The 21,529-nt window shown below is 55.2% G+C and carries 23 protein-coding genes and 1 pseudogene; 15 read left to right on the top strand and 9 right to left on the bottom strand.

The genetic code is table 11. From position 1 onward, the window contains the following. Window positions 1-28 precede the first annotated feature (28 nt). Window positions 29-1,057, bottom strand: a complete 1,029-nt coding sequence (locus tag ACSIPU_RS02155) for an isopenicillin N synthase family dioxygenase (protein ID WP_016807426.1) — start codon at window positions 1,055-1,057, stop codon at window positions 29-31. Window positions 1,058-1,328: 271 nt separating this feature from the next. Between ACSIPU_RS02155 and ACSIPU_RS02150 the strand changes: the two genes are divergently transcribed. Beyond that, the gene (locus ACSIPU_RS02150; RefSeq protein WP_004102267.1) at window positions 1,329-1,604 is read left to right on the top strand and encodes a VF530 family protein; all 276 of its coding nucleotides are present in this window, start codon (window positions 1,329-1,331) and stop codon (window positions 1,602-1,604) included. 41 nt (window positions 1,605-1,645) lie between these two features. Here the strand turns inward: ACSIPU_RS02150 and ACSIPU_RS02145 are convergent, their stop codons facing one another. Further along, a complete protein-coding gene (locus tag ACSIPU_RS02145) occupies window positions 1,646-1,834 on the bottom strand; it encodes a hypothetical protein (RefSeq protein ID WP_004102266.1) in 189 nt (62 codons plus the stop codon). Between the two features lie 71 nt (window positions 1,835-1,905). After that, window positions 1,906-2,115, bottom strand: a complete 210-nt coding sequence (locus ACSIPU_RS02140; RefSeq protein WP_004102265.1) for a YdgH/BhsA/McbA-like domain containing protein — start codon at window positions 2,113-2,115, stop codon at window positions 1,906-1,908. Window positions 2,116-2,448: 333 nt separating this feature from the next. Here ACSIPU_RS02140 and ACSIPU_RS02135 point away from each other — a divergent pair, with 333 nt between their 5' ends. The 7 genes and pseudogenes from ACSIPU_RS02135 (at window position 2,449) to ACSIPU_RS02105 (ending at window position 7,252) form a co-directional block, all read left to right on the top strand. Further along, window positions 2,449-3,189, top strand: coding sequence for an amino acid ABC transporter ATP-binding protein (locus ACSIPU_RS02135; RefSeq protein WP_004102264.1), 741 nt, complete (start codon window positions 2,449-2,451; stop codon window positions 3,187-3,189). 8 nt (window positions 3,190-3,197) lie between these two features. Then, window positions 3,198-3,896: an amino acid ABC transporter permease gene (locus tag ACSIPU_RS02130; protein ID WP_004102263.1), complete on the top strand. Its 699-nt coding sequence runs from the start codon at window positions 3,198-3,200 to the stop codon at window positions 3,894-3,896. Window positions 3,897-3,905: 9 nt separating this feature from the next. After that, complete coding sequence (locus ACSIPU_RS02125; protein ID WP_004102262.1) at window positions 3,906-4,658, top strand: amino acid ABC transporter permease; 753 nt, start codon at window positions 3,906-3,908, stop codon at window positions 4,656-4,658. Then, on the top strand, window positions 4,648-5,490 hold the full coding sequence (locus ACSIPU_RS02120) for a transporter substrate-binding domain-containing protein (RefSeq protein ID WP_004102261.1): 843 nt from the start codon (window positions 4,648-4,650) through the stop codon (window positions 5,488-5,490). Before ACSIPU_RS02125 ends, ACSIPU_RS02120 begins: the two co-directional genes overlap by 11 nt. Before the next feature lie 4 nt (window positions 5,491-5,494). Continuing rightward, a complete protein-coding gene (locus tag ACSIPU_RS02115) occupies window positions 5,495-6,034 on the top strand; it encodes an L-2-amino-thiazoline-4-carboxylic acid hydrolase (protein ID WP_016807427.1) in 540 nt (179 codons plus the stop codon). Further along, window positions 6,022-6,451: pseudogene (locus ACSIPU_RS02110) on the top strand (VOC family protein). The gene ACSIPU_RS02115 and the pseudogene ACSIPU_RS02110 overlap by 13 nt, the downstream one beginning before the upstream one ends. Before the next feature lie 12 nt (window positions 6,452-6,463). Further along, window positions 6,464-7,252, top strand: a complete 789-nt coding sequence (locus ACSIPU_RS02105; RefSeq protein WP_016807429.1) for a pyrroline-5-carboxylate reductase family protein — start codon at window positions 6,464-6,466, stop codon at window positions 7,250-7,252. On the opposite strand, the gene ACSIPU_RS02100 is transcribed toward ACSIPU_RS02105, so the two are convergent. Next, complete coding sequence (locus ACSIPU_RS02100) at window positions 7,249-8,205, bottom strand: AraC family transcriptional regulator (protein WP_004113210.1); 957 nt, start codon at window positions 8,203-8,205, stop codon at window positions 7,249-7,251. The genes ACSIPU_RS02105 and ACSIPU_RS02100 overlap by 4 nt on opposite strands. Window positions 8,206-8,313: 108 nt before the next feature. Here ACSIPU_RS02100 and ACSIPU_RS02095 point away from each other — a divergent pair, with 108 nt between their 5' ends. Then, complete coding sequence (locus tag ACSIPU_RS02095; protein WP_142471991.1) at window positions 8,314-9,513, top strand: MFS transporter; 1,200 nt, start codon at window positions 8,314-8,316, stop codon at window positions 9,511-9,513. 289 nt (window positions 9,514-9,802) lie between these two features. Here ACSIPU_RS02095 and ACSIPU_RS02090 read toward each other — a convergent pair whose 3' ends face one another. From ACSIPU_RS02090 to celB, 3 genes are read right to left on the bottom strand one after another with little or no spacing between them, the layout of a single operon-like run. After that, the gene (locus ACSIPU_RS02090; RefSeq protein WP_016807430.1) at window positions 9,803-11,260 is read right to left on the bottom strand and encodes a leucyl aminopeptidase family protein; all 1,458 of its coding nucleotides are present in this window, start codon (window positions 11,258-11,260) and stop codon (window positions 9,803-9,805) included. Between the two features lie 2 nt (window positions 11,261-11,262). Next, the gene (locus ACSIPU_RS02085) at window positions 11,263-12,216 is read right to left on the bottom strand and encodes a N(4)-(beta-N-acetylglucosaminyl)-L-asparaginase (protein WP_023321003.1); all 954 of its coding nucleotides are present in this window, start codon (window positions 12,214-12,216) and stop codon (window positions 11,263-11,265) included. A 4-nt stretch (window positions 12,217-12,220) separates the two neighbouring features. Then, a complete protein-coding gene (gene celB / locus ACSIPU_RS02080; RefSeq protein ID WP_004102253.1) occupies window positions 12,221-13,540 on the bottom strand; it encodes a PTS cellobiose transporter subunit IIC in 1,320 nt (439 codons plus the stop codon). Between the two features lie 154 nt (window positions 13,541-13,694). Here celB and ACSIPU_RS02075 point away from each other — a divergent pair, with 154 nt between their 5' ends. Further along, complete coding sequence (locus tag ACSIPU_RS02075) at window positions 13,695-14,516, top strand: homeodomain-like domain protein (protein ID WP_016807432.1); 822 nt, start codon at window positions 13,695-13,697, stop codon at window positions 14,514-14,516. A gap of 107 nt (window positions 14,517-14,623) precedes the next feature. Here the strand turns inward: ACSIPU_RS02075 and ACSIPU_RS02070 are convergent, their stop codons facing one another. Then, a complete protein-coding gene (locus ACSIPU_RS02070; RefSeq protein ID WP_023321000.1) occupies window positions 14,624-14,953 on the bottom strand; it encodes an NIPSNAP family protein in 330 nt (109 codons plus the stop codon). Between the two features lie 289 nt (window positions 14,954-15,242). Here ACSIPU_RS02070 and ACSIPU_RS02065 point away from each other — a divergent pair, with 289 nt between their 5' ends. From ACSIPU_RS02065 to ACSIPU_RS02050, 4 genes are all read left to right on the top strand, one after another. Beyond that, the gene (locus ACSIPU_RS02065; RefSeq protein ID WP_004102250.1) at window positions 15,243-16,052 is read left to right on the top strand and encodes an ABC transporter ATP-binding protein; all 810 of its coding nucleotides are present in this window, start codon (window positions 15,243-15,245) and stop codon (window positions 16,050-16,052) included. A gap of 22 nt (window positions 16,053-16,074) precedes the next feature. Next, a complete protein-coding gene (locus ACSIPU_RS02060) occupies window positions 16,075-17,031 on the top strand; it encodes an ABC transporter substrate-binding protein (protein WP_017145830.1) in 957 nt (318 codons plus the stop codon). After that, window positions 17,028-18,035, top strand: coding sequence for a FecCD family ABC transporter permease (locus ACSIPU_RS02055; RefSeq protein ID WP_004102247.1), 1,008 nt, complete (start codon window positions 17,028-17,030; stop codon window positions 18,033-18,035). Before ACSIPU_RS02060 ends, ACSIPU_RS02055 begins: the two co-directional genes overlap by 4 nt. Window positions 18,036-18,481: 446 nt before the next feature. Then, window positions 18,482-18,988, top strand: coding sequence for a hypothetical protein (locus ACSIPU_RS02050; protein ID WP_004102245.1), 507 nt, complete (start codon window positions 18,482-18,484; stop codon window positions 18,986-18,988). A 140-nt stretch (window positions 18,989-19,128) separates the two neighbouring features. Here ACSIPU_RS02050 and ACSIPU_RS02045 read toward each other — a convergent pair whose 3' ends face one another. Then, complete coding sequence (locus tag ACSIPU_RS02045; RefSeq protein WP_023320997.1) at window positions 19,129-19,851, bottom strand: SAM-dependent methyltransferase; 723 nt, start codon at window positions 19,849-19,851, stop codon at window positions 19,129-19,131. Window positions 19,852-20,412: 561 nt separating this feature from the next. On the opposite strand from ACSIPU_RS02045, the gene ompC reads away from it, so the two are divergent. After that, window positions 20,413-21,498: a porin OmpC gene (gene ompC, locus ACSIPU_RS02040; RefSeq protein WP_017145831.1), complete on the top strand. Its 1,086-nt coding sequence runs from the start codon at window positions 20,413-20,415 to the stop codon at window positions 21,496-21,498. Window positions 21,499-21,529: the final 31 nt, after the last annotated feature.

Raw genomic sequence — 21,529 nt, 5'->3', positions numbered from 1 at the left:
ATCTTATTCCTTGTGTTTGTTGTTATGTTTAAACGATCAATTGCTCGGCGCGTTCGCGAAAAACATCCTGGTAGTAGCGCTCGGCGACATCAGGATGCGAGCGCAGACGCCCTTTCAGGTAATTCCAGCCCACCTCGCGCAGCAGCGGGTTTTGCGGGTCGCTATCCGGTCCGAGGGCTTCGCGGGCCAGCTCATCGGGCAGGGTGTAGACGGGGACCACGGCATCCAGCTGGGCACCGAGGAAGAAAGCGATCGACAGCCGCTGCTGGTCGGCGGGCGGCGAAACGACCCGGTGCACCGTTGCCCGCAGATAGCCGTTGGTCGCCAGCTCCAGCAGCTCGCCGATATTCACCACAAAGCTGCCCGCCAGCGGGGTCGCGTCAATCCAGCGGTCAGGAGAGACTTCGACCTGCAATCCTTTCTGCTCATCCTGCAGCAGGAAGCTGAGAAAGCCGGAGTCCTTATGCGCGCCAACGCCCTGGGCGCTCTGGGTCTCCTGCTGGCCGGGATAGCGGATCAGCTTGATATGTTCATTGGGCTTATCACCATACAGGCCATCGAAGGCATCCTGCGGCAGGCGCAGCGCTTCGGCGAAGGCGCGCAGCAGGGTGATCCCAACCTGGGTCATTTCCCGTTGCCAGGTCAGTAATGTGGGTTTGAGCGAGGGCAACGCCTCTGGCCAGAGATTCGGCCCCTGCAGACGCTGCCAGCGCGGAGCGCGTTCGCTAAGCTGCAGGGCCGGGCGCTCGGCGCCGATATCGAACTGCTCGCGCCAGTCGGGTTGACCGCGGGTTAATTCAGAAGCGGCGCGGTTGTAGCCGCGAAAATGCGGAGAGTGAATCATTGCCACCCTCTGCTTTTGATCGTCGGGCAGGGCAAAAAAGGCGCGGGATTGCTGCTGCACAGCCTGCTGCAGCGACTCATCAACGCCGTGGTTGATCAGATAAAAGAAGCCGATATCGCGGGCGGCGTGGCGCAGGTCGGCGAGAAACGCCGCTTTTTCAGCGGGGTCCGCGTAGCGGGCAAGATCCAGTATCGGTAAGGTTGTCGCGTTCATTGTCTTCTCCGAAGGCGGTATTCAGGTGTTTTCGTCGATTCAGGTTCAGGGTTCGGGGACAACAACAGCGCATGATCGATTCCTCAGTCGGGTGGTTGAGGCCAGCTTGCCTTAAGCGAAAATATTCAACCAATAACGTTCTTTTCTAATTTATGACCGTGGAGGGTTCTGTGCTTTTGCGAATTCTGGATAAGGGGCGATAAGGCAGGTTGCGTATAGCGTCGGGAGACAGTATGGTGAGCAAAATTTTTAAATCAGGTAACAAGACGCAATGCAGCATCCAAACGATCCTCTGCACGGCATCACGCTGGAGGCGCTGTTAAACGCGCTGGTCGCGCAATATGGCTGGGCCGAACTGGCGAAACGCATCAACATTAACTGCTTTAAAAGCGATCCGAGCATTAAATCGAGTCTGAAGTTTTTACGCCGTACGCCGTGGGCGCGCAAAGAAGTGGAAGCGCTGTATATCGATTCGCTGTCCGATACCGATACGGCAAAAGCGGAAGCGCCGGCGGATAATCCGTGGGCACACTGGCAGAAAAAGTAAGGCGCGCAGCGGATAATTCCGCGCGCGCCCTGTGCTGTGTTTTACTGAAGATTGCCTGCGGTCAGGCTCTCTTTATCAAAGGCATGGCTGACATCAATATGATTCTGCTGCACAGACGTATCGATATTTGAACCTGCCTCCGGGCGCGCAAAGCTATTCTTTGCGGCCATCGCGCCGGACGAAAGGGTAGCGGCTAACAGCAGTGCGGTGACTACGCCGATATTTTTCATATTTTGTTCCTCATTTCATCGTGTTGTCGCTGTCGCCTGTGTTTTCCGGCGGCCCGGCAATGTTTCAAATTTTATTTCGTCAGCTCAGCGGTCATATGCACGCGGTTATTGAATTGAGCGCTGGTGATTTTGTAAGACGCGCCTTGCTCTGCGGCCTGAGCGGCAATTTTGGCTTCTGCGCGGTCCAGTGTGGAAGCGCTGGCGCTAATGCTCTGCGCAAAAGTACCGAAAGAGATCATAGAGAGTGCGGCAACTGCAACGAAAGTTTTGATGGATTTCATGGTCGTATTCCTTAAGCGTTTTGTCAGTGTTGGAGCGTTATTGCCCCGATGTGATAAATGATAGGACGGCGACGAGATGATTAAAATCGAAACAATTTGTTCTCATTGTTCAATAAATCTGAATAAAAATTATCGGTTAACGCTATCCTGTTTTGCTAATAAAGTTTGATTACAATCCAGCCTCATTGTCATAACAAATATATAAAAAGTTATTTTTTGACTTTCGATAGATGATTTTCTTGTTTGCTATCATCTGAACGGCGGCAATATAGTTTTTGTACAGCAATAATTGCCGGTGTGCGGCAAATAATCATTATTCACGAATATCTCATTATGATAACGCTCAATAAGATCAGTAAAAGCTTCTCCGGTGAAAGAGTGCTAAAAGAGGTATCCCTCAGCATTCATTCCGGCGAGATTATTTGCATTATTGGCCCCAGCGGCTCAGGGAAAACCACGCTATTACGTACACTTAATTTCTTAGAGCCTGCCGATAGCGGGCAAATAAGAATAGATGACGTGGCGCTGGATTGCGCAAAAGCGGGAAAAAAGGAGATTGAAAAACTACGCTCAAAAACCGCTATGGTTTTTCAATCGTGGAATCTTTTTCATAATCTCACCGCACTGCAAAATATTACCGAAGGCCTGATATACGCTAAAAAGCGCCCGCGGCAGGAGGCGCTGGCTATTGCTGAACGACTCTTAAAGCAGGTGGGGTTACTGCATAAAAAAGACCACTATCCGCACAGTCTCTCCGGCGGCCAAAAGCAGCGTATCGGTATTGCGCGGGCGCTGGCGATTAACCCCGCCGTTCTGCTGCTGGATGAGCCGACCTCCGCGCTGGATCCGGAAAAAGTCGGTGAAGTGCTGGAGCTTATTCAGACCATTGCCGCCGCGGGACAGACGATGATCATCGTGACCCACGAAATGGCGTTCGCCCGTCAGGTCGCTTCCAGGGTGGTATTTATGGAAAACGGTGAAATCGTTGAACAGGGCCCGGCGGAACAGATATTTGGCGCAGCGCAGCAGGGCCGAACCCGGGCGTTTCTTGCGCAACTGCACTATCATGCCTGAGGCTGATGATGAACAATAACCCGCTGTTTAGCTGGCAGGATATCGCCGGAATAGTGCCGAAACTGCTGGAAAATTTACCCGTGACTCTCGGCATAACGCTGGCGTCGCTGCTGCTTGGTTTGACGATCGCGCTGCTGATTGTGCTGCTGCAGTTTAGCCGCTTTAAGCCGCTCAGCGCGGCGGCAAAGGGGTATACCGACATTCTGCGCGGCGCGCCTCTGGCGCTGCTGATCCTGCTGTTTTTCTTCGGCGGCAAATTAATTTTGACCGCGCTGGCGCTGCCGCCGCTGTGGATTAGCGATACCACCTTTGCGGTGCTGTCTATCTCGGTCAGCATCAGTCCCTACTTTGCAGAAATGATGCGTTCAGCGTGGCGCGCGGTGGATAGCGGCCAGAAAGAGGCCATTATCAGCCTGAATATTCCCTGGCATCAGGGAATACGACGGATTATTTTCCCGCAGGGGCTTATTATTGCTATTCCCGTCTTTGGCAATCTTTTAATTAATCTTGTGAAAATGACCTCGCTGGTCAATATTATTGGTATTGTGGATGTTTTTGGCCGTGCACAAAAGATTTCGCAAAATAGCTACGGGGCTAAACAAGTCGCGGCATTTATTAGCGTTATTATCGTCTACTGGGTGCTAAATAGTATTATTCTCTATTTTACCACTCGTATTGAAAAGAAATATCAGTTCCTGCTGGAGTGATAAATTAACATGTTTAGCCTGGCGTTCATTCGGGACAATTTTACGTTTATTTTAAGCGCGCTGCCGGTCACCCTGACGATAACGTTATTATCCTTACTGTTTTCCACTTTGCTGGGCGCAGCGCTGGCGTGGACGATTATTCGTCAGGTACCCGGCGTTCAATGGCTGGCGAAGGTTTTCCTCTCCTTTGGCCGTTCGGTCCCGGTCCTGGTGATGCTGTATTTCTTTTTTTACGTCTGGCCGTGGATTGCCGCCGGGCTGTTCGGCGGCCCGCAGGACACGATGTACCGCTATAAACTTTCGCCGCTGGCGGCGGCGGTCACCGCGTTATCGCTGATCTTCAGCGCGTATTTCGCCGAAACCTTTCGCGCGGGATGGAACGCGGTTGATAAGGGGCAGCGCGAGGCTGCATGGTCAATCGGGCTGAGCGGGTTCACGCAGTTCCGACGCATTATTTTTCCACAGGCGGCGGTATCCGCGCTGCCGAACTTTACCAGCGTGCTGATCGATCTGATTAAAGACACTTCGCTGGTTTACACCATCACCGTTGTTGATCTGATGGCGAAAGCCAATATCGCCGCCGCGCGCGGGTTTCATTTTGTCGAAGCCTACTGCGTCGTGCTGGTGATTTATATCGTGCTGTGCCTGGCGATTGCCAGAGCATTGCGCAGGGCAGAAAGATTTCTGAGCGTCCGCTGGCAAGGCAACGCAGAAAAGAGTGTTCCACGGTTATCATTTTGGGGAAGGTATTTTGAAAAATAAAATTTTACTGGTGAGTGCGCTGGTGTTGGCAATGGGAATGGACGCCGCGCAGGCGGTTGAAAAAAGCCCAAACGCGAAAACGGTTGAGGTTGTCGTCAATGCTAACGGTTTTCCCTTTAGCTTTGTTGACGATAACAACAATATTACAGGCTACGATGGCGACCTGTTAAAGGTGCTGGACCAGCGGTTAACGGACTATACGTTTCATTTTAATGCGGTCTCTCGCGATGCGATGATCGTCGGCCTATCGACCGGCGCCTATACCCTCGCGGCGGATCACTTTTATCTCACCAAAGAGCGGGCGGAAAAATACGACCACTCCGGCGAGCCGACCGGGATCAGCGATTTACGCCTGATTGTACGTAACGATGAGAACGATATTCATAACCTTGGCGATCTCGCCAGCGGTAAGAAAAAACTGGTGCCGATTCATACCTCCGACGCCCGTTATACGGTGATTGAAAACTACAATAAAAAACATCCAGGCCAACAAATTAATCTGCAGCCCAACGGCGAGCAGTCTGCCGCCGATATCTTTAAAGCGGTAGCCTCCGGGGAATACGATGCGGCGATTTATCCTATTGGCGCGCTGCTGGCGTTAAATAAGGCGCTAAATCTTAATCTGAAAGCTTCGGATTCCGTCGGCCTGTTTCCTAACGTCTATTTGTATAAAAAAAATACCGATCCGCAGCTAATCAAAGCGATTGACGCGCAGCTGGTTGCCCTGAAAAAGGACGGCACGCTCGCTGACCTCTCGCGGAAATGGTACGCCGAAGATGTATATGCCCTGCCGGGCGCCAGCGACGTGAAAGTGAATACCGACTGGGAATAAGCGCATGACGCAAATAAGCTCGGAACCGGCGCATAACGCCGCCACCTTAAACGATGAGGTGACCCTGGCGCTGCGCGCCATTACTGAAAAACGCGCGGCAACGATCGGTTACCTGTTGGACGAAAGCCGACAGCGCGATATCGCGGATGATTCTGTCCGTGAAGCAATACGCCACTATGGCCGCGATATCGGGCATAAGCTGCGCGCGCAAATGCGCGATCGAAAAGATTTGCAGGAGTTTGCCGGGCTGTTTTCCCGCGGTCTGGAATCTCAGGTTTATGAGATGGAGCCCGTTAGCGCCAGCCGGGCCGAATTTATCGTCCTGTTTCACTACTGTCCCTATGTCAACTGCTGGCGGCAGCAGGGGCGAGGCGCCAGCGAAATTGAGACGCTGTGCGATATCTGCATGGAAGGCGATCGTGCGCTAACCGACGCGTTTCCGGGGCTGCATTTAGAGGTGCAGACCGCGCTGGCTCGCGGCGATGCCGCCTGTCGGCTGCGTTTTTATCAGGCAGAGGAGCGGGAGGGCGAATGGCAACCTTAACGTGGGACCACGCGGTCCAGTTTGTTAATCAGCCGGAAGCGGCGGTTCAGGTGTTATGCGGGCAAAAGCTCAACGCGGTGGCCGGTGGGCGCCACCCGGGTTGGGGACCTGAAATGTGTTGAGCTATTTCGGTCTGACCTGGATCGAATTTCTGACGATTGCCGATGATACAGAGCTACTTTCCGCCGCGGAGACGTTTTTACTCTCCCGGGATGCGTCACGATTGGTGCCGGATAATGAAGCGCTGTATCGGGTGGCGCTGCGCTCCATTCGCAGGGGCTGGCGGTGGGCGGTCGAGAGTTACTTTTCCTCCAGGGCGCGGCGAATCAACTGACTGAACTGGGGTTTCGCGTTGCCGACCCGGCGCTCAAAGGCCGACGCTTTCGCGTTGGCAACGGCGAATATCTTTTTGAATAAGGAGTAATACTCATGGCCAGGATCCATTTTATTGGCGCCGGACAGATGGCGGAGGCGATTATTCGCGCGTCATTAAGCCACGGTGCGCTGCGGGCGGACGCGATCTCGCTCGAGGATATCGACAGCACGCGAGTCGAGGCTCTGCGCGCCCGTTATCGGCTGTCGGGCGACGGTGGTGTAAACGAGGCCTCTTTGCTGGTGCTGGGGATCCGTCCGCAGGACGATCTGGCGGGGGTGGCGAACCGCGTGCGTGCGCAGCTAAACGGCTCGACAACGGTGGTATCTCTGATCGCGGGGGTGACCCTGGAAAAGCTGGCCTCCCTGTTTGGTGCGGCAACGCCGATTGCCAGGGCGATCCCCAATACCCTGACCGATACCGGATTTGGCTATAGCGGTGTGACCTTAAACGCCCACGCCAGCGCGGCTGAGATCGAGCCGTTTCTGCGCGGCTTTGGCAAGGTGCTGTATCTGCCTGAGCGGTTGATCGATATCTTTACCGGCTTTGGCGTCGCGGGACCTAACTATATTTACTACTTTATTGAGTCCCTTACCGATGCCGGCGTACTGGCGGGACTGCCCCGACCCCAGGCAACGGAGGTGGTGCTGGAAAACCTGCTCGGCGCGGTCGAGATGCTGCGCCAAAGCCAGAAGCATCCGCGCCAGCTTCTGGATATCAACAATTCCCCGGCGGGTGTCGGGATCCACGGTCTGTATGAGCTGAACAACAGCGATTTTGCCGCGGGGCTTCAGCGCAGCGTACAGGCGGCGGTCAGGCGCACCCGTGAACTGGGACAGTGCTAAAATCCTTCTTCCCGCGACAGATCGCGCAGCGCGCCCGGCGCCTTTCCGATAATGCGTTTAAAGGCGCGGCTGAAGGCGGCATGAGAACTGTACCCCAGCCTGAAGGCCACTTTTTCCAGCGCCTGACCCTCATGGGAAATGTACTGCACCGCGAGGCGCATACGCAGCTCGGTAAGATAGCGGGCGGGCGTGGTGCCGGTGGCGGAGAGGAAGCGTTCAGCAAATACCGAACGCGAAATTCCCGCTTCGCGGGCCAGATCCTCGACTTTCCAGTTAATGCCCGGCTGCTGATGCATAACGTAAATGGCTTTAGCCAGTTTAGGATCGCGCAGCACCTGTACCCAGCCGGTGGCGTTGCCGCAGCCGCACTCCACCCAGCCGCGGACAATCAGCGCGGCGACCACATCGGCCAGCCGCGCCAGAATACCGGCGTAGCCCGCCTGTCGAGTGAGGCTTTCGCGTTCCATGGCTGCCAGCATCGGCGGGATCTCCGGACGGCTGGTCAGCAGGCTGCTGACCCGCATCACTTCGGGCATCGCTTTGACTAACGGCTGCATGCCGCCCAGCTCAAAGTCCATACAGGCGCTGAAGATAATGGCGCTGTCGCTTTTCGCGTCGTCGCAGGCGTTTTTGACGCAGCTTACCGAGTCGCAAACCGGTTCGCTGGGCAGTCTGGACACGTTAACCACCGTTGCCTGGTCATCGGAGAGCAGCACGTGACCATCGCCGTTAGGAATAAACAGCGCATCGCCGCTCTGCAGCATCAGGCGCTGGCCGCTGACCATGCGCAGCAGTACCGGTCCCCGGCTGATAAAGTGGAACTGCGCTTTACCAGGTACGAAGCCGAATTCGACGCCAAAAGGGCGCGAGGTTTCGATGCGGCGGTAGTTGACGCCGGAAAGGCGCATGCCGCGCAGAAGTTCGCTGGTGAGATCGAGGGCGTGCTGAGTCATAACATCATTCCCGGACGAATTATCAATAATCACAGAGTATGTATCATAGATCGTCCGAACAGAACCGCCTAACCTTAACGAAATGTTAATTGTTCTGGAGAGATGTTTATGAGTTCCTGCATTGCAGCTGAAGAGAGCCTGGCCAACGCCAGGCCCGCGTGGCGCGCCGTCTATGCGCTGGCGCTGGGAGTATTTGGCCTGATTGTCGCCGAGTTTCTTCCTGCCAGTTTGTTGACGCCGATGGCGGCAAGCCTGGGCGTTAGCGAAGGCATGGCGGGGCAGGCGGTGACCGCGACGGCGCTGGTAGCGTTAGTTACCGGGCTGCTGATCACCACCGCGACGCGAAATATTGACCGCCGCTGGGTGCTGATGTTCTTCTCCGTTTTGCAAATTATCTCCAGCATGATGGTGGCCTTCGCCGGTTCGCTGGAGTTTTTGCTGCTGGGACGCTTGCTGCTGGGGATCGCCATCGGCGGCTTCTGGTCGATGTCGACCGCGACCACCATGCGTCTGGTTCCGGCGGCGATGGTGCCGAAAGCGCTGGCGATTATCTTTTCCGCCGTTTCCATAGCGACGGTGGTTGCCGCGCCGCTGGGCAGCTATTTCGGCGCGCTGATCGGCTGGCGCAACGTATTTCTTATCTGTGCGCTGCCGAGCGTGGTTGCGCTGCTCTGGCAGCTGTGGGTTCTGCCTTCCATGCGGCCGGAGAGCGCGGGCAGCTTTGTCACCCTGGTCAAAGTGCTGCGCCGTCCGGGCATGGTTGGCGGAATGCTGGCGACAATCCTGATTTTTAGCGGCCACTTCGCCTTCTTTACCTATCTGCGTCCGTTCCTCGAAACCGTGGCGCAGGCCAGCGTCGAAGGGGTTTCCCTGATCCTGCTCGGTTTTGGCGTGGCGAACTTTATCGGCACGTCGATTGCCGGACATCTGTTGGCCAGAAGCCTGCGCATGACGCTGGCGCTGGTACCGCTGGCGATGAGCGTGCTGGCGCTGATGATGGTGACGTTCGGCCACTTCGCGCTGCTGGACGGTCTGCTGGTGGCAATGTGGGGCTTCGCCTTTGGCCTGGTGCCGGTGGGCTGGTCGACCTGGCTTGCCACCACGGTGCCGGATGAGGCGGAAAGCGCGGGGGGTCTGCTGGTGGCTTCTATCCAGCTGGCGATTAGCGCCGGTGCCGCCGGCGGCGGGGCGGTGTTCGATCTTAACGGCGCCAGCGGGGTTTTTGTTGGCAGCGGTTTGTTGTTGGTCAGCGCGATGGTGATTGTGCTGTTTGCGGTGAGAGTAAAACCGGTGGCGAGCGAGGAGTAGGGCCTTTCCCGGGCCAGGGAGCCTGCGGATTTTGCAGCCCGGGCAGATGCGCAGCATCGCCTCCGGGAAATTCTGCCACTCTGCGCTCTTTTCCCGGGGGCGGCGCAAAGCGCCTGCCCGGGCTACCGGCCCGCAGGCTGCTGGTAACCCGCAACCCGGGGAATACGCGGAGACGTGGTATTGCTGCGGCTTCTTCCCGGCTCGCGCTGCGCTTAGCCAGGCTACAGGATCGCTGACTGCTGAGGACGCGTGGCCCGGACAGATGCGCAGCATCGCCTCCGGGGAGGGGTTAACTCTCTCCGATATCGTCGAGCAGATGCTGCACCAGCAGCGGAACAGGCCGACCGGAAGCGACGCTTTTACCCCCTTCTCGCCACAGCGCTGTACCGCTGACGTCCAGATGGGCCCACGGGATCTCCGGCGGACAGAAATGCTGCAAAAGCCAGGCAGCCGAAGCGCTGATCGCTGCGTTATTGCCCGGCGTGTTGCACAGGTCGGCGATTGCGCTTGCGGTCTGTTTCTTCAGCCTGCTATCCAGCGGCAGTGACCAGACCTCATCTCCGCTCTTTAACCCCGCCTCGGTCAACGCCGCTCGTAACGTGTCGCTTTGGGTCATCAAACCGCTCAAATCATAGCCCAGCGCCTTGACCACCGCGCCGGTGAGAGTCGCAATATCAATAATATAGCGCGCCTGCGGATACCGCTGGCTGGCCCAGGCAATGGCGTCGGAAAGCACCAGACGGCCCTCGGCATCGGTATTATTGATCTCTACCGTCAGGCCATTGCAGGCCCGGGCGACGCTGCCCGGCTGCATGGCGCCGGGACCAATCGCGTTTTCCGCCAGCGCCAGTACCCCCATTACTCGCACCGGTAGCGCCAGCTCGGCGATGCTCAGCATCAGGCCGAGAACGTTGGCTGCACCGCACATATCGTACTTCATGGTGTACATTCCTGCGCCTTCCTTAAGCCACAGCCCGCCGGTATCAAAGGTGATGCCTTTACCGACGTAGCAGCGAACCGGGCCCTCGCTGACGCCCTCATAATGAATCGCCAGCAGGCGCGGCGGGCGTTCAGAACCTTTACCCACCGCATGCAGCAGGCCGAGCCCCTGATCGACAATCGCTTTTTCATCGAGAACTTCGCAGCGCAGAGCAGGAATATCGGCGCACAGACGACGGGCTTCTTCCACCACGTACTGCGGCGTACACTGCTCCGAAGGCAGATCCGCCAGCCGCCGCGCGGCGAGCATACCGTGCGCCGTGGCCCGTTGACGATGGGCGAGGGCATCCAGCGTCGACCGCTGTTCAGGTAAGGCGTAGAGGACCAGCTGACGCAGGCGTGGCCTGACGGCTGTATTCTGATGCAGACCTAAATCAGCAAGCTGCCAGTCAAGATTAAACAGTTCGCGCAGCGCTTTGGTTAACGCGCCTGCGGTCTCTCCCAGCGAACAATCAAGGATAAGCGATTCGCTCACCGGCTTTTTACATAGCGGCCGCAGCGCCTCGCTCAGCCCGTCGTTAAGCGCATCCTGCCAGTGCGCCTGCGGGATAAGAGTGATGCGCGCGAAGGGCGAACAGCCGAAGCGGGTGTCAGCCACCTCGCCGCGGGCGGCCTGCGCCGCCATTTCTGTGAGCAGAGTGCTGTCGTTGAGCGGGGCCTGTTTTAACAGCGTGCTGCCCGGCCAGGTCACCAGGTGCGCGCCGTTACAGTCGCTATCCAGTTGATTGATTAAGCGATAATCCAGCATGGTTACTCCTCGATGGGGGCGCGAATGCGTGCGGCATAGGCCTGCATCCATTCGTCGTCCACCGGACGGTAATGGGTTTTCTCCTGCACGCGTTCGGCGCAGAATACGGTGAGCGGCTGCGTCGCGGTGGCGACGACAAAGGAGAAAGTTTTTATATTGGTGGCCGCGCCGAATTCGCCGCGGCGGTTCATGCACACCACCGAGAGATCGCCCGCACGGCCAAAGCGCGACATCAGTTTGTCTTCCAGCTCGCAGACTACCGAGTCCGCCGCCTCCTGCGGCGTCATGCCCTGAGCCATTCGCCGGACAATCTCGTAGCTGGTACAGCCTTTCATCAGATCTTCACCGACGCCGGTCGCCGTAGCGGCGCCGATTTCGCTGTCGCAGTAGAAACCGGAGCCGATAATCGGAGAATCACCGAGCCGCCCGCGCTTTTTCATAAACAGGCCGCTGGTCGAGGTGGCGACGCTCATGGAGCCCTGTTTGTCGAGGCCGATAATGCCCACGGTATCGTGGCCGTCGTAAGGGCTGAGGCCTTTATCCAGCGTTTCGCGACAGCGTTTCCGGTAGTGCTGCATGGCCCGCTCGGTCAGCATGGATTTGGCGGCGAATCCCTGACTGATGGCCCACTCTCTGGCGCCCTGGCCAACCAGCAGACTGTTATAGCGCTGGCGGCTGAGGGCGTGTGCCACTTTGACCGGGTTGGCAATATCCACCAGGTTGCCGACCGCACCGAAGGCGAGGGTATCGCCATGCATAAAGGCGGCATCCAGCTCAACCTCGCCGTTTTCCGTCGGTAGCCCGCCGTAGCCTACCGATTTGTAGAGCGGAAAATCTTCTACCGCCGCCACCGCATCGACCACGGCGCTGGCGGTATCAGCGCCGGCTGCCAGCGCCGTCGCGGCTTCCGTTACCCCTTCCAGCGCCATTCGCCAGGTGGCAATCATTCCCCACATTGGTTTACTCCTGTTTAGCAAGCGTGTTGTCCGTTTCGGTACGGGAGGTTGTCTCCGCCGCGCGATACTGCTTATCGACGATACGCATGAAAGGCAGATATAGCATGGCGCCAATCAGCAAATTGAGGATCTGCATTACGCTGCCGCTAAGATGTCCGGTCACGATAAACCCGCTGATCACCGGCGGCAGCGTCCAGGGAATAAACACCCCGGTGGTGACGGCCACCGCGCCGATTTTCATCGCCGCGTACTGCACCGTGACCAGCACTAGCGGCACGAGGTTAAAGGGGATCAGCATGATCGGGTTCATGATCACCGGCAGGCCGAAGAGGATGGGTTCGTTGATATTAAAGATGGAAGCGCCGGCCCCGAGGCGGGCGACCTCGCGCATATTTTTACTGCGGGCGAAAATCAGCATGGCGATCACCAGCGACAGCGTTGCGCCCGCGCCGCCCATCCAGATCATATCGAAGAACTGCTCGGTGATAATGTGCGGCGGGGTCACGCCGGCCTGAATCGCGGCGATGTTATCGGTCTGATTTTCCATCCACAAAGGACGAATAATGCCGTTGATCATTGAACCGGAGTTGATGCCGACGGACCACAGAATAGTGATGCTGAATACGGTCATCAGCGCGCCGAAATAGGAGGTACCGTAATGGCGAACCGGCGAGGCGACGACCTCATAAATGAACTGGTGAATAGTGGCGTAGTGCGTGTGTTCAAACCCGATGCGAATCGCCAGGATCAGAATCATCACCAGCAGGGCCGGGATCAGGGCGGCGAAAGACTCCTGCACGGCGGGTGGAACCCCGTCAGGCATCTTAATCACCAGCTTCTTGCGCTTTAACCAGCAGAAGAGTTCGGTCCACAGCAGCGAACCGATCATGGCGACGAACAAACCTTTGGTACCGATCCATTCAACGGGGATCACCGTGATACCGCCGTTTTCAGCGACTTTAATAAAGGGGGTGAGGATCAAAAATCCCACCAGCGACAGGATGCCGCAGGAGATACGGTCATCCCCGTAGTGCTCCGCCAGGCGGTAGGCCACCAGGAAGCTGATAAACAGCGACATCGTGGAAAATACCGCATTGAACGGGATTTCAATTATCGCACTCCAGCTGGCGCCGAAGGTGCTGGCCATAAACTGCTGATAGCTCTGATTAGGAAACGACGAGATCACCAGCAGAATTGAACCGACAATAATAAAAGGCATGAATGAAACATAGGCGCCACGAATAGCGCCGAGATGACGCTGCTGGGCAGTTTTCGCCGCCAGAGGCATCAGTTTTGCTTCAAGAAATCCCAGAACATTGTTCATTGTGAACTCCGTACAAGATCGACAGGGGCTGTGTGTGTTATCTATGGCGGATTATGCGAGAAAGCGGTGGGCTGAAAGGTGAAGCGGTTCACAATGTCTTCTCTGTAACTATATATATCTCATATGATTAGTTATATTTTCCGTCGAGGATTGTATGGAAATCAAGCTGCATGCCAACGCCACCACCACCCCAAGAACGCGAAAATATCTCCAGGAGTCGACGAAAAGCGACCGCGAACTGGCGCAGGAACTGGGTATATCAATCACTACGGTTCGTCGCTGGCGCAACCGCAGCCAGATTTCAGATAATCACACCACGCCACATCTGATACACAAAGTGTTGAGACAAGAGCAGGAGGCGCTGATTAACGCCCTGCGCGATATACTGCGTGCGCCGCTGGACGAGCTGCTGTTTATGGTGAATGAAGGGCTGGGTATCACCCTTTCACGGGCCACGCTAAACCGCTATCTTCGTCCGGCCCATGAAGGGCGAAAAAACGCCGCGCCGCAGGGAAAGAAAGCGTTAAAAGCGGGGATGAGGCCGGATACCCTGACGCTGCATTACCGGCAGCTCGCGCTGTCGATGGACGATGGCGGCGAGCATCATCTGCTGTGGGCGCAGGAGCCGATCAGCGGCTGGTGCTTTGGTCGTATCTATTCCGGCATTTCGCCCGCGCTGGTGGATAGCTGGCTGAACCAGGCGCTGGAAGCCTGTCCGGCGCAGATACAATGTCTTGAGACTTATGCTCATAAGGGCTTCGAACCGATACGCGCGGATTTGTCATGCACAACGGTGATCGCGGAGGAGTGCGGGGCGGTACAGCTTAGCGAACGATTGGCCAATATTATCCCGGCGCTGGATGAGCCTGACGCAACGCTGCAGCGGCTGTGCACGCTGTGGAACCAGGGACGGGCGCAAAAGAAACTGGGTGACAATACGCCGCAGGGCTTTCTTGCCTCGCTCAATCAGATCTAAATTCAGCGACAGGATCAGGGGCGGTCTCCGCATTGACTGAGAACCGTCACCTTCTCCAACAGCAACAAAGCCCTTTACTTGTCGGCCCGCGTCTGCCCCTGTGCCGGTCAGCCGTTTCGCAGGCCATCAACCGCGCTGGCGCTTAGAACCATAACCGATTTTACGCTTACGGCAATCATGTCGATGATGGCCTGACGTGGGCCTTCGCGCCACGCGGGGCTACTGTAAAAGCGCTCCTGGGAAGCGTTTAAATGCGCCAGGTCGTCATAAGCCCGAATCAGGTAATAAGCGTCGTTGTCTTCCACCGAATTGCCAAAGGAGACGATATCCATCCCGGCGGCGCGATGGCGGGGGGCGCTTTGCTCCTGCATTACGCGGTGAAAATCATTCCCGGTACCGGGTTTAAGGGTATAAAGCAAAAACTCTACCGTTTTCATCCTGAACTTTCCTTTCAAAACCGCCGAGTGGGCTGGCAATAGAACACAGCGTCGGCCTGAATACAACTCCGCCAGAACCTAACGCCTCTCCCGGGCAGTATTATCGATCGCGGGTTGCCAACGCCCGGCAATAATTGATATGTTATATTATAACAAATAAAGCATTATAAAATATGTGACTATTAACCTTTCTTTTTAAATGATAATGATTATCATCTATGCGGGTAAGAATAATTGATTGCGAGCGCATTTTGCCAGGCCGCTCGGCAGAGAGCAGGAGAAGAGGCTAATGGAGAGGCGTTTGACAAACGGGAGTAGGGCCAGTGAAGCGGTGCTTAGCGTCAATATTGCATCGCTACCGCGTCCTGGCGGCGGCGCGCTTCTTACGGATATTCATTTCCACGCCAGAAAAGGAGAGTGCCTGGCGGTGATTGGGCCTAACGGCAGCGGCAAAACCTCCTTATTACGGGCGATAGATCAGCAGCTGACGACGCGGGAGGGCGAGATTCGCTTGAATGGCCGCTCGGTTTCAGCGTTAACCCGCCAGCAGCGTGCCCGGCAGATCGCGGTCCTTGCGCAGAATGATGCCCCGGATATGCGGCTGGCGCTTGAGGATTATGTCGCCCTCGGGCGGATCCCCCACGCCAGGGAGATGTCGCGTCGTGACCATGACATCATCGTGACCCGGGCGATTAATGATACGGGACTGCAGAGGCTGCGAACGCGCTCGCTATCGGCATTATCCGGCGGTGAGAGGCAGCGCGCCGCGCTGGCGCGGGTACTGGCCCAGTCGCCAGAACTGGTGTTGCTCGACGAGCCTACCAACCATCTCGATCCCCCGGGTCGGGTTGAGCTTCTTTCTTTAGTTAAAAACCAGGGGATCACGGTCGTCGCGGTATTGCACGACCTTTCGCTGGTGGAGTCCTTTGCCGACCGGGTTTTGCTTTTATCGCAGGGGCGCGCCGCAGCCTGGGATGTGCCCGAGCGCGTCCTTATTTCGGAACAGCTCTATCCCGTCTTCGGCTTAACCAGCTTTACCGTGCCGCATCCCGAGACCGGGAAGGCGCTGCGGATTTTTGAAGTTCCAGGCTATGCGTAATCAATTTTGAGGATGACGAAGAATGAATAAATGGCTTGCCGGCATGATGGCGGTTTTTTCTATTACAGCGGCGAACGCAGGAGATTTTCCTGTCACCATTGAGAGTTGCGGAACGCCCGTAACCTTTACCCAGGCGCCGAAAAGGGCGGTCATACACGATCTAAATATGTCTGAAATGGCTTTTGCTCTCGGTTTACAGGACCGTATCGTGGGTTTAACCGGGATTAGCGGATGGTACAAAATGACGCCGCAATTTAAACAGCAGATGGGGGCGATTCCTGAGCTGGCGCCGAAGTATCCCTCGCTGGAAACGCTGCTGGCGGCTAATCCGGACTTCTTTTTCGCGGGCTGGAATTACGGCATGAAAGTGGGCGGAGAAGTCACCCCTTCCGTGCTGGCTAAATACGGTATCAAGACCTTTGTTCTGAGTGAGAGCTGCGTGTTTACCGCTAAGGACAAACGAAAAGCCAGCATGGACCTGCTGTATAACGATGAGCTGACGCTGGGCAAAATTTTCGGCAAACAGCGGGAAGCGCAGGCGCTGGTCGACGGCTGGAAAAAAACGCTCAATGCGCTGCCCAGGCCGCCGCAGGGCGTGCAGCCGTTGAAGGTGTTTGTTTATGATTCCGGCGAAGACAAGCCCTTTACCAGCGGGCGCTATGCTATGCCGACCGCGATTATCGAAGCGGCTGGAGGTCAAAACGTCATGGATGGCCTCGAAATAAGCTGGGGCACCACCTCATGGGAAAGCGTCGCGACGGCGGAACCCGACTTTATTATTCTTCTCGACTATCAGACCGGAAGCGGCGCCGACGCGCTGCGCCGCTTCCTCGAAAATCATCCGTTAATGAAGCAGACCCCGGCGGTGAAACACCAGCGTTATCTGAAGCTGCAGTATGCTGAATTGACGCCCGGTCCGGCAAATATTAAAGCGGCCGAAAAGCTGGCCCATGCGATGTATCCAGCGGCTAACCAATGAGTTCAACGCCATATCGTTACTACTGGGCCGCGTGGGGCGCGCTACCGGTGTTAGCCGGGTTGATGCTGCTAAGCGTGGCGAAAGGCAGCGTACCGCTATCGCTGACGCAGGTTCTGGGGGCTTTACGGCTGCTTGATGTGCCAGTTTCGGACATGATGGCCCGTATCGTCATTGATTTGCGCGTGCCGCGAACGCTGCTGTCGGTGCTGACCGGGGCGGTGCTGGCAATGGTAGGCGGCCTTTTACAGACCACCACGCGCAACGATCTGGCCGATCCTTTTCTGTTCGGGCTCTCCTCCGGGGCATCGGCGGGGGCGGTGCTGGTGATTACCCGGTTCGGCGAGCGGCTAGGGGGGCTGACGCTGCCGGTGTCAGCATTTGTCGGCGGGATCTGCTCTGCGGTGGCGGTGATGCTGCTGTTTCATTTTAAAAAGCAGCGCGGCGCCGAGCATTTAGTCATTTGCGGGCTGGCTATCTCCTTTTTATTCGGCGCGCTGACCAGCTATTTGATTTTCTCCGGCGACCAGCGGGCCGCCAGTTCAGTGCTGTTCTGGTCGCTGGGCGGCCTAGGCCTGGCGCGGTGGGATAATTTACCTTATGCCGTATTCAGTCTGCTATTTCTCTGCGCTTTTATCCTGTTACGCTGGCGATCGCTGGATGGCCTGTTGGCCGGAGAACAGACCGCGCAGTCGCTGGGCATCAACGTCAGCCGCCTGCGAATGGAGGTGTTTTTCTGCTGCGCGCTGGCGACATCGCTGCTGGTGGCCTTAACCGGAGTGATCGGCTTTATCGGGCTGATGGTGCCGCATATGTGCCGCTACTTTTCCGGGGTTAAGCATCTGCGGTTGCTGCCTTTATGTGGTCTGTGGGGAGCTGTACTGCTGTGCGGCGGCGACATTGTCAGCAGGACGCTGCTGGCCCCGCAGGAGCTGCCTATCGGGATCATTACGGCCGGCATCGGCGGACTGTTTATTATTATTCTGCTGGCCCGGAGCCGGGCATAATCTTTATCAGCGCCGGGCCGCAAGCCCGGCATTTTCATCTGCTGCCCCACCTAAACGAATGGCAAACAAACCCTCAGAAATTCGATCTCGCCGTCACGTCGCGGTACGTGCAACACCTTGATAACCGAATTTATCTGTTTATAAAGCGTTTTCTCCAATGTAATTGGTTGAATATATTCTGCATGACAGAATGTTCTCCTGTTCATTTCTTTGCAACTGACGTTTAATGAGAAAAATCCTAAAGAAAAGGGAGGTATGGTTGCCGTCGTTGGGGGCGCGAAATGTCGACAGGGTAAATTTTACGGGGATTTATCTGAAATTTGCTCGTCTGGACAATAAATATTAATCAAACCTATAATTCACCCGCTTCACTCATGGGTATATTCCCATGGCGCGTATTATACGCATTTCTATAAAGGATGATTGCACTTTCGTGAGGGAACGGAATGTTAACTATTTTCAGCCATAATCATTTTTTTAAAAAAGCCATGCGTCTGAAAATAAATGATATAAAAGCGGTCAGAAAGGCGAATCTCGTCGATCTGTGCTTAACCAGATACTCATCCAGCAGCCATGCGCAGTTTCATTTTTTGATAAACAGCTTTGAAATGAAAAAGAATTTTGTGTGTTTCAAGGTGGAAGGCAATATCATTTGCTTGATCAACAAGAGGCGCACCGCGCACATCGCCAGTATTATCGCCAGAGTCACTGACGGTATCCCTGTCGGTGAGGACATCACCTTAACGGAAAGAGAATTCCAGTATATTTTTATTATGAAATTTAACGTGCTGGCAAAAGACTATCCGGAACTGCTCGGCATCTCACCTAAAGCCTACAGCAACTATAAAAGAAGATTAATTGATAAATTCGGTTTTAACTCATTTCATGCGCTGTTGGCGCTGTCTAATTATTTACACGCTTTTTCGCTGATTGATAAATTCACCCCAGACTAATTGCCCGCGATGATACTGCGCTCGGGCTAATCCTGTTAATTACCGTCAACCTCCTGGTTTCAGTGCGCCGTTCTATCACCGTGCCATCGCTTCCGGCGCCCACTCTCCGGCTGGGCGAGCGTCGATGCCAGGCTACAGGTTTATTTGTTTACCCGGCCAATGATTTGCATAAAGCGCAACTGCTGACCCAGCTCATCACTTCTTATGGCGGCATCGGTAGCGGCAAAATCATTATCGCACTTTTGCCACTCTAGCCACGCCTGACGGCCGGATGCCATATGACGGCACTGATTGACCGCAAGATGCTGGCTCCCGGACCAGATTGCGCGCCAGCGGTCGGTGGTAAAAAGGGCGATGCCGCTAGCAATGAGCGCATGGATTTCAGGTCGCGTTTCAGCGTCGCTGCTGCGCAGACCCGGGATGACAATAGCCACCGTTCCGCCGCCTTTGACATAAGGCGCAATGCGCTGGTCAAAGAACAGGGCATCGCGGGCAAAATAGTGCCAGGCATTGATACTGACCACGGCATCAAAGGCGTCGCGGGCAAAAATACCCAGTCCCGGCAGGGTGCTGATATCAAGATTGATCGGGGTGATTTTATTGTCCATGCCCGCTGCCGCAAAACGCCGGGCGTTATCGTCGGCGCGAACCCACAGATCCGCCGCGACCACCTCCACGCCGAATTCCGTCGCCAGATACATCGAAGATAACCCTGTCCCACAGCCCAGATCGAGAATACGCATTCCAGGCCACAGTTCCAGGGAGCGGCTAAGCTCTTCAACCAGCCTTAATACATTTGGCCCCATCATATTTTGATTGACATACGTCTGCGGGCAATTCGCCGGACTAAATTTATTCATCATCACCTTCATCCCTTGAAAATAGAGTCGTCGCTATCCGTTTCACACAATTTCTAAACAAATCTTAAACCGCCGGGCTATAATGAATGTGGATTTTGTAAAGAACTTTCAATAACGCCAGGGCTTATCTTGATACTGGAATTAATTCTGAATGCGAAAATCAGAATATACCTTTGAAAACACGATCTGGCGAATCAGGATGTTTATGATTAAGGATTTCCTGAAGAAATAATTATTCATAACATCATGATTTATATGTCTTTTAACAAATTGAAATCTTTAATTATTCTTATCATTAGAATTTCCCTATGAGAAATTATTTATTTTGGTTAAATCTGCTGATTCCAGGGGTTGTACAAGGTGTGATTTAGAATAATTGCGGGCTCAAAACGGGGTTAATTGATGTGTGTCAATTAACAACCACCGTTTTCGTCACAGTTATTGTATTTGGTATAAAAATTCGGAACTTTTAATTTCAAGTATCTTTGCGAATTATCGCATAATGGTCTCGCTCAGAAGGTATCTGAGATTTGATATTCTATTAATAGTTAGGGACGAAATAATATGAAATTAAAATTACTAACAGTGGCCGTCTCTACACTTCTTGCTGCAGGAACCGTGCAGGCAGCTGAGGTGTATAACAAGGACGGAAACAAACTCGACCTCTATGGGAAAGTGACCGGCCTGCATTATTTCTCCAGCGATAAGTCAGAAGATGGCGATCAGACCTATGCCCGTCTGGGCTTCAAAGGTGAAACGCAGATCAACGACCAGCTGATCGGCTACGGCCAGTGGGAATATAACTTCAGCGCCAATAACGTTGAAGGCGACAACTCCGGCGACAAAACGCGCCTTGCGTTTGCTGGCCTGAAGTTTGGCGAATTTGGTTCTCTGGACTACGGTCGTAACTACGGCGTTGCCTATGATATCGGCGCCTGGACCGATATGCTGCCGGAGTTCGGCGGTGATACCTGGACCCAGACCGACGTCTTTGCCACCGCGCGTACCACCGGCGTTGCCACTTACCGTAACAACGGTTTCTTCGGTCTGGTTGACGGTCTGAATATCGCCGTACAGTACCAGGGTAAAGAAGAGGGCAACGACCGCGATCTGGCGAAACAGCATGGCGACGGCTGGGGTATGGCCTCGACCTATGAGTACGAAGGATTTAGCGCAGGTGCGGCCTACGCGGCATCCGATCGTACCGATGCGCAGGTCAGGGAAGGTCGCGTCAATCCAGACTTCTACGCCCGTGGCGAAAAAGCGGAAGTGTGGGCGGCCGGTCTGAAGTACGATGCCAATAACATCTACCTGGCGACCACCTATGCGGAAACCCGCAACATGACTAAGTTCGGTAAAGGCTATATCGCCAACACCGCGCAGAACTTTGAAGTGGTTGCTCAGTATCAGTTTGATTTCGGCCTGCGTCCGTCCATCGCCTACCTGAAATCAAAAGGCAAAGATCTGGGCCGCTATGGCGACCAGGATCTGGTTGAATACGTTGATGTAGGCGCGACTTACTACTTCAACAAGAACATGTCTACCTACGTGGACTATAAAATCAACCTGCTGGATGACACCAGGTTCACTAAAGATGCCAGCATCAGCACCGATAACATCGTTGCCGTGGGCATAACTTACCAGTTCTAAAATTCAGCCTTTTATCAGCCATGCCTGCCAG

This window comes from Klebsiella sp. HN106 (assembly GCF_051209435.1).
In the GTDB taxonomy this organism is placed as follows: domain Bacteria; phylum Pseudomonadota; class Gammaproteobacteria; order Enterobacterales; family Enterobacteriaceae; genus Klebsiella; species Klebsiella oxytoca.
This window is presented reverse-complemented; position numbering and strand designations above follow the sequence as displayed.

What these genes read in the sequence shown, in the direction of transcription:
- ACSIPU_RS02155 (WP_016807426.1), bottom strand. Translation starts at nt 1,057, where the DNA reads ATGAACGCGACAACCTTACCGATACTGGATCTTGCCCGCTACGCGGAC.
- ACSIPU_RS02150 (WP_004102267.1), top strand. Translation starts at nt 1,329, where the DNA reads ATGCAGCATCCAAACGATCCTCTGCACGGCATCACGCTGGAGGCGCTG.
- ACSIPU_RS02145 (WP_004102266.1), bottom strand. Translation starts at nt 1,834, where the DNA reads ATGAAAAATATCGGCGTAGTCACCGCACTGCTGTTAGCCGCTACCCTT.
- ACSIPU_RS02140 (WP_004102265.1), bottom strand. Translation starts at nt 2,115, where the DNA reads ATGAAATCCATCAAAACTTTCGTTGCAGTTGCCGCACTCTCTATGATC.
- ACSIPU_RS02135 (WP_004102264.1), top strand. Translation starts at nt 2,449, where the DNA reads ATGATAACGCTCAATAAGATCAGTAAAAGCTTCTCCGGTGAAAGAGTG.
- ACSIPU_RS02130 (WP_004102263.1), top strand. Translation starts at nt 3,198, where the DNA reads ATGAACAATAACCCGCTGTTTAGCTGGCAGGATATCGCCGGAATAGTG.
- ACSIPU_RS02125 (WP_004102262.1), top strand. Translation starts at nt 3,906, where the DNA reads ATGTTTAGCCTGGCGTTCATTCGGGACAATTTTACGTTTATTTTAAGC.
- ACSIPU_RS02115 (WP_016807427.1), top strand. Translation starts at nt 5,495, where the DNA reads ATGACGCAAATAAGCTCGGAACCGGCGCATAACGCCGCCACCTTAAAC.
- ACSIPU_RS02105 (WP_016807429.1), top strand. Translation starts at nt 6,464, where the DNA reads ATGGCCAGGATCCATTTTATTGGCGCCGGACAGATGGCGGAGGCGATT.
- ACSIPU_RS02100 (WP_004113210.1), bottom strand. Translation starts at nt 8,205, where the DNA reads ATGACTCAGCACGCCCTCGATCTCACCAGCGAACTTCTGCGCGGCATG.
- ACSIPU_RS02095 (WP_142471991.1), top strand. Translation starts at nt 8,314, where the DNA reads ATGAGTTCCTGCATTGCAGCTGAAGAGAGCCTGGCCAACGCCAGGCCC.
- ACSIPU_RS02090 (WP_016807430.1), bottom strand. Translation starts at nt 11,260, where the DNA reads ATGCTGGATTATCGCTTAATCAATCAACTGGATAGCGACTGTAACGGC.
- ACSIPU_RS02085 (WP_023321003.1), bottom strand. Translation starts at nt 12,216, where the DNA reads ATGTGGGGAATGATTGCCACCTGGCGAATGGCGCTGGAAGGGGTAACG.
- celB (WP_004102253.1), bottom strand. Translation starts at nt 13,540, where the DNA reads ATGAACAATGTTCTGGGATTTCTTGAAGCAAAACTGATGCCTCTGGCG.
- ACSIPU_RS02075 (WP_016807432.1), top strand. Translation starts at nt 13,695, where the DNA reads ATGGAAATCAAGCTGCATGCCAACGCCACCACCACCCCAAGAACGCGA.
- ACSIPU_RS02070 (WP_023321000.1), bottom strand. Translation starts at nt 14,953, where the DNA reads ATGAAAACGGTAGAGTTTTTGCTTTATACCCTTAAACCCGGTACCGGG.
- ACSIPU_RS02065 (WP_004102250.1), top strand. Translation starts at nt 15,243, where the DNA reads ATGGAGAGGCGTTTGACAAACGGGAGTAGGGCCAGTGAAGCGGTGCTT.
- ACSIPU_RS02060 (WP_017145830.1), top strand. Translation starts at nt 16,075, where the DNA reads ATGAATAAATGGCTTGCCGGCATGATGGCGGTTTTTTCTATTACAGCG.
- ACSIPU_RS02055 (WP_004102247.1), top strand. Translation starts at nt 17,028, where the DNA reads ATGAGTTCAACGCCATATCGTTACTACTGGGCCGCGTGGGGCGCGCTA.
- ACSIPU_RS02050 (WP_004102245.1), top strand. Translation starts at nt 18,482, where the DNA reads ATGTTAACTATTTTCAGCCATAATCATTTTTTTAAAAAAGCCATGCGT.
- ACSIPU_RS02045 (WP_023320997.1), bottom strand. Translation starts at nt 19,851, where the DNA reads ATGATGAATAAATTTAGTCCGGCGAATTGCCCGCAGACGTATGTCAAT.
- ompC (WP_017145831.1), top strand. Translation starts at nt 20,413, where the DNA reads ATGAAATTAAAATTACTAACAGTGGCCGTCTCTACACTTCTTGCTGCA.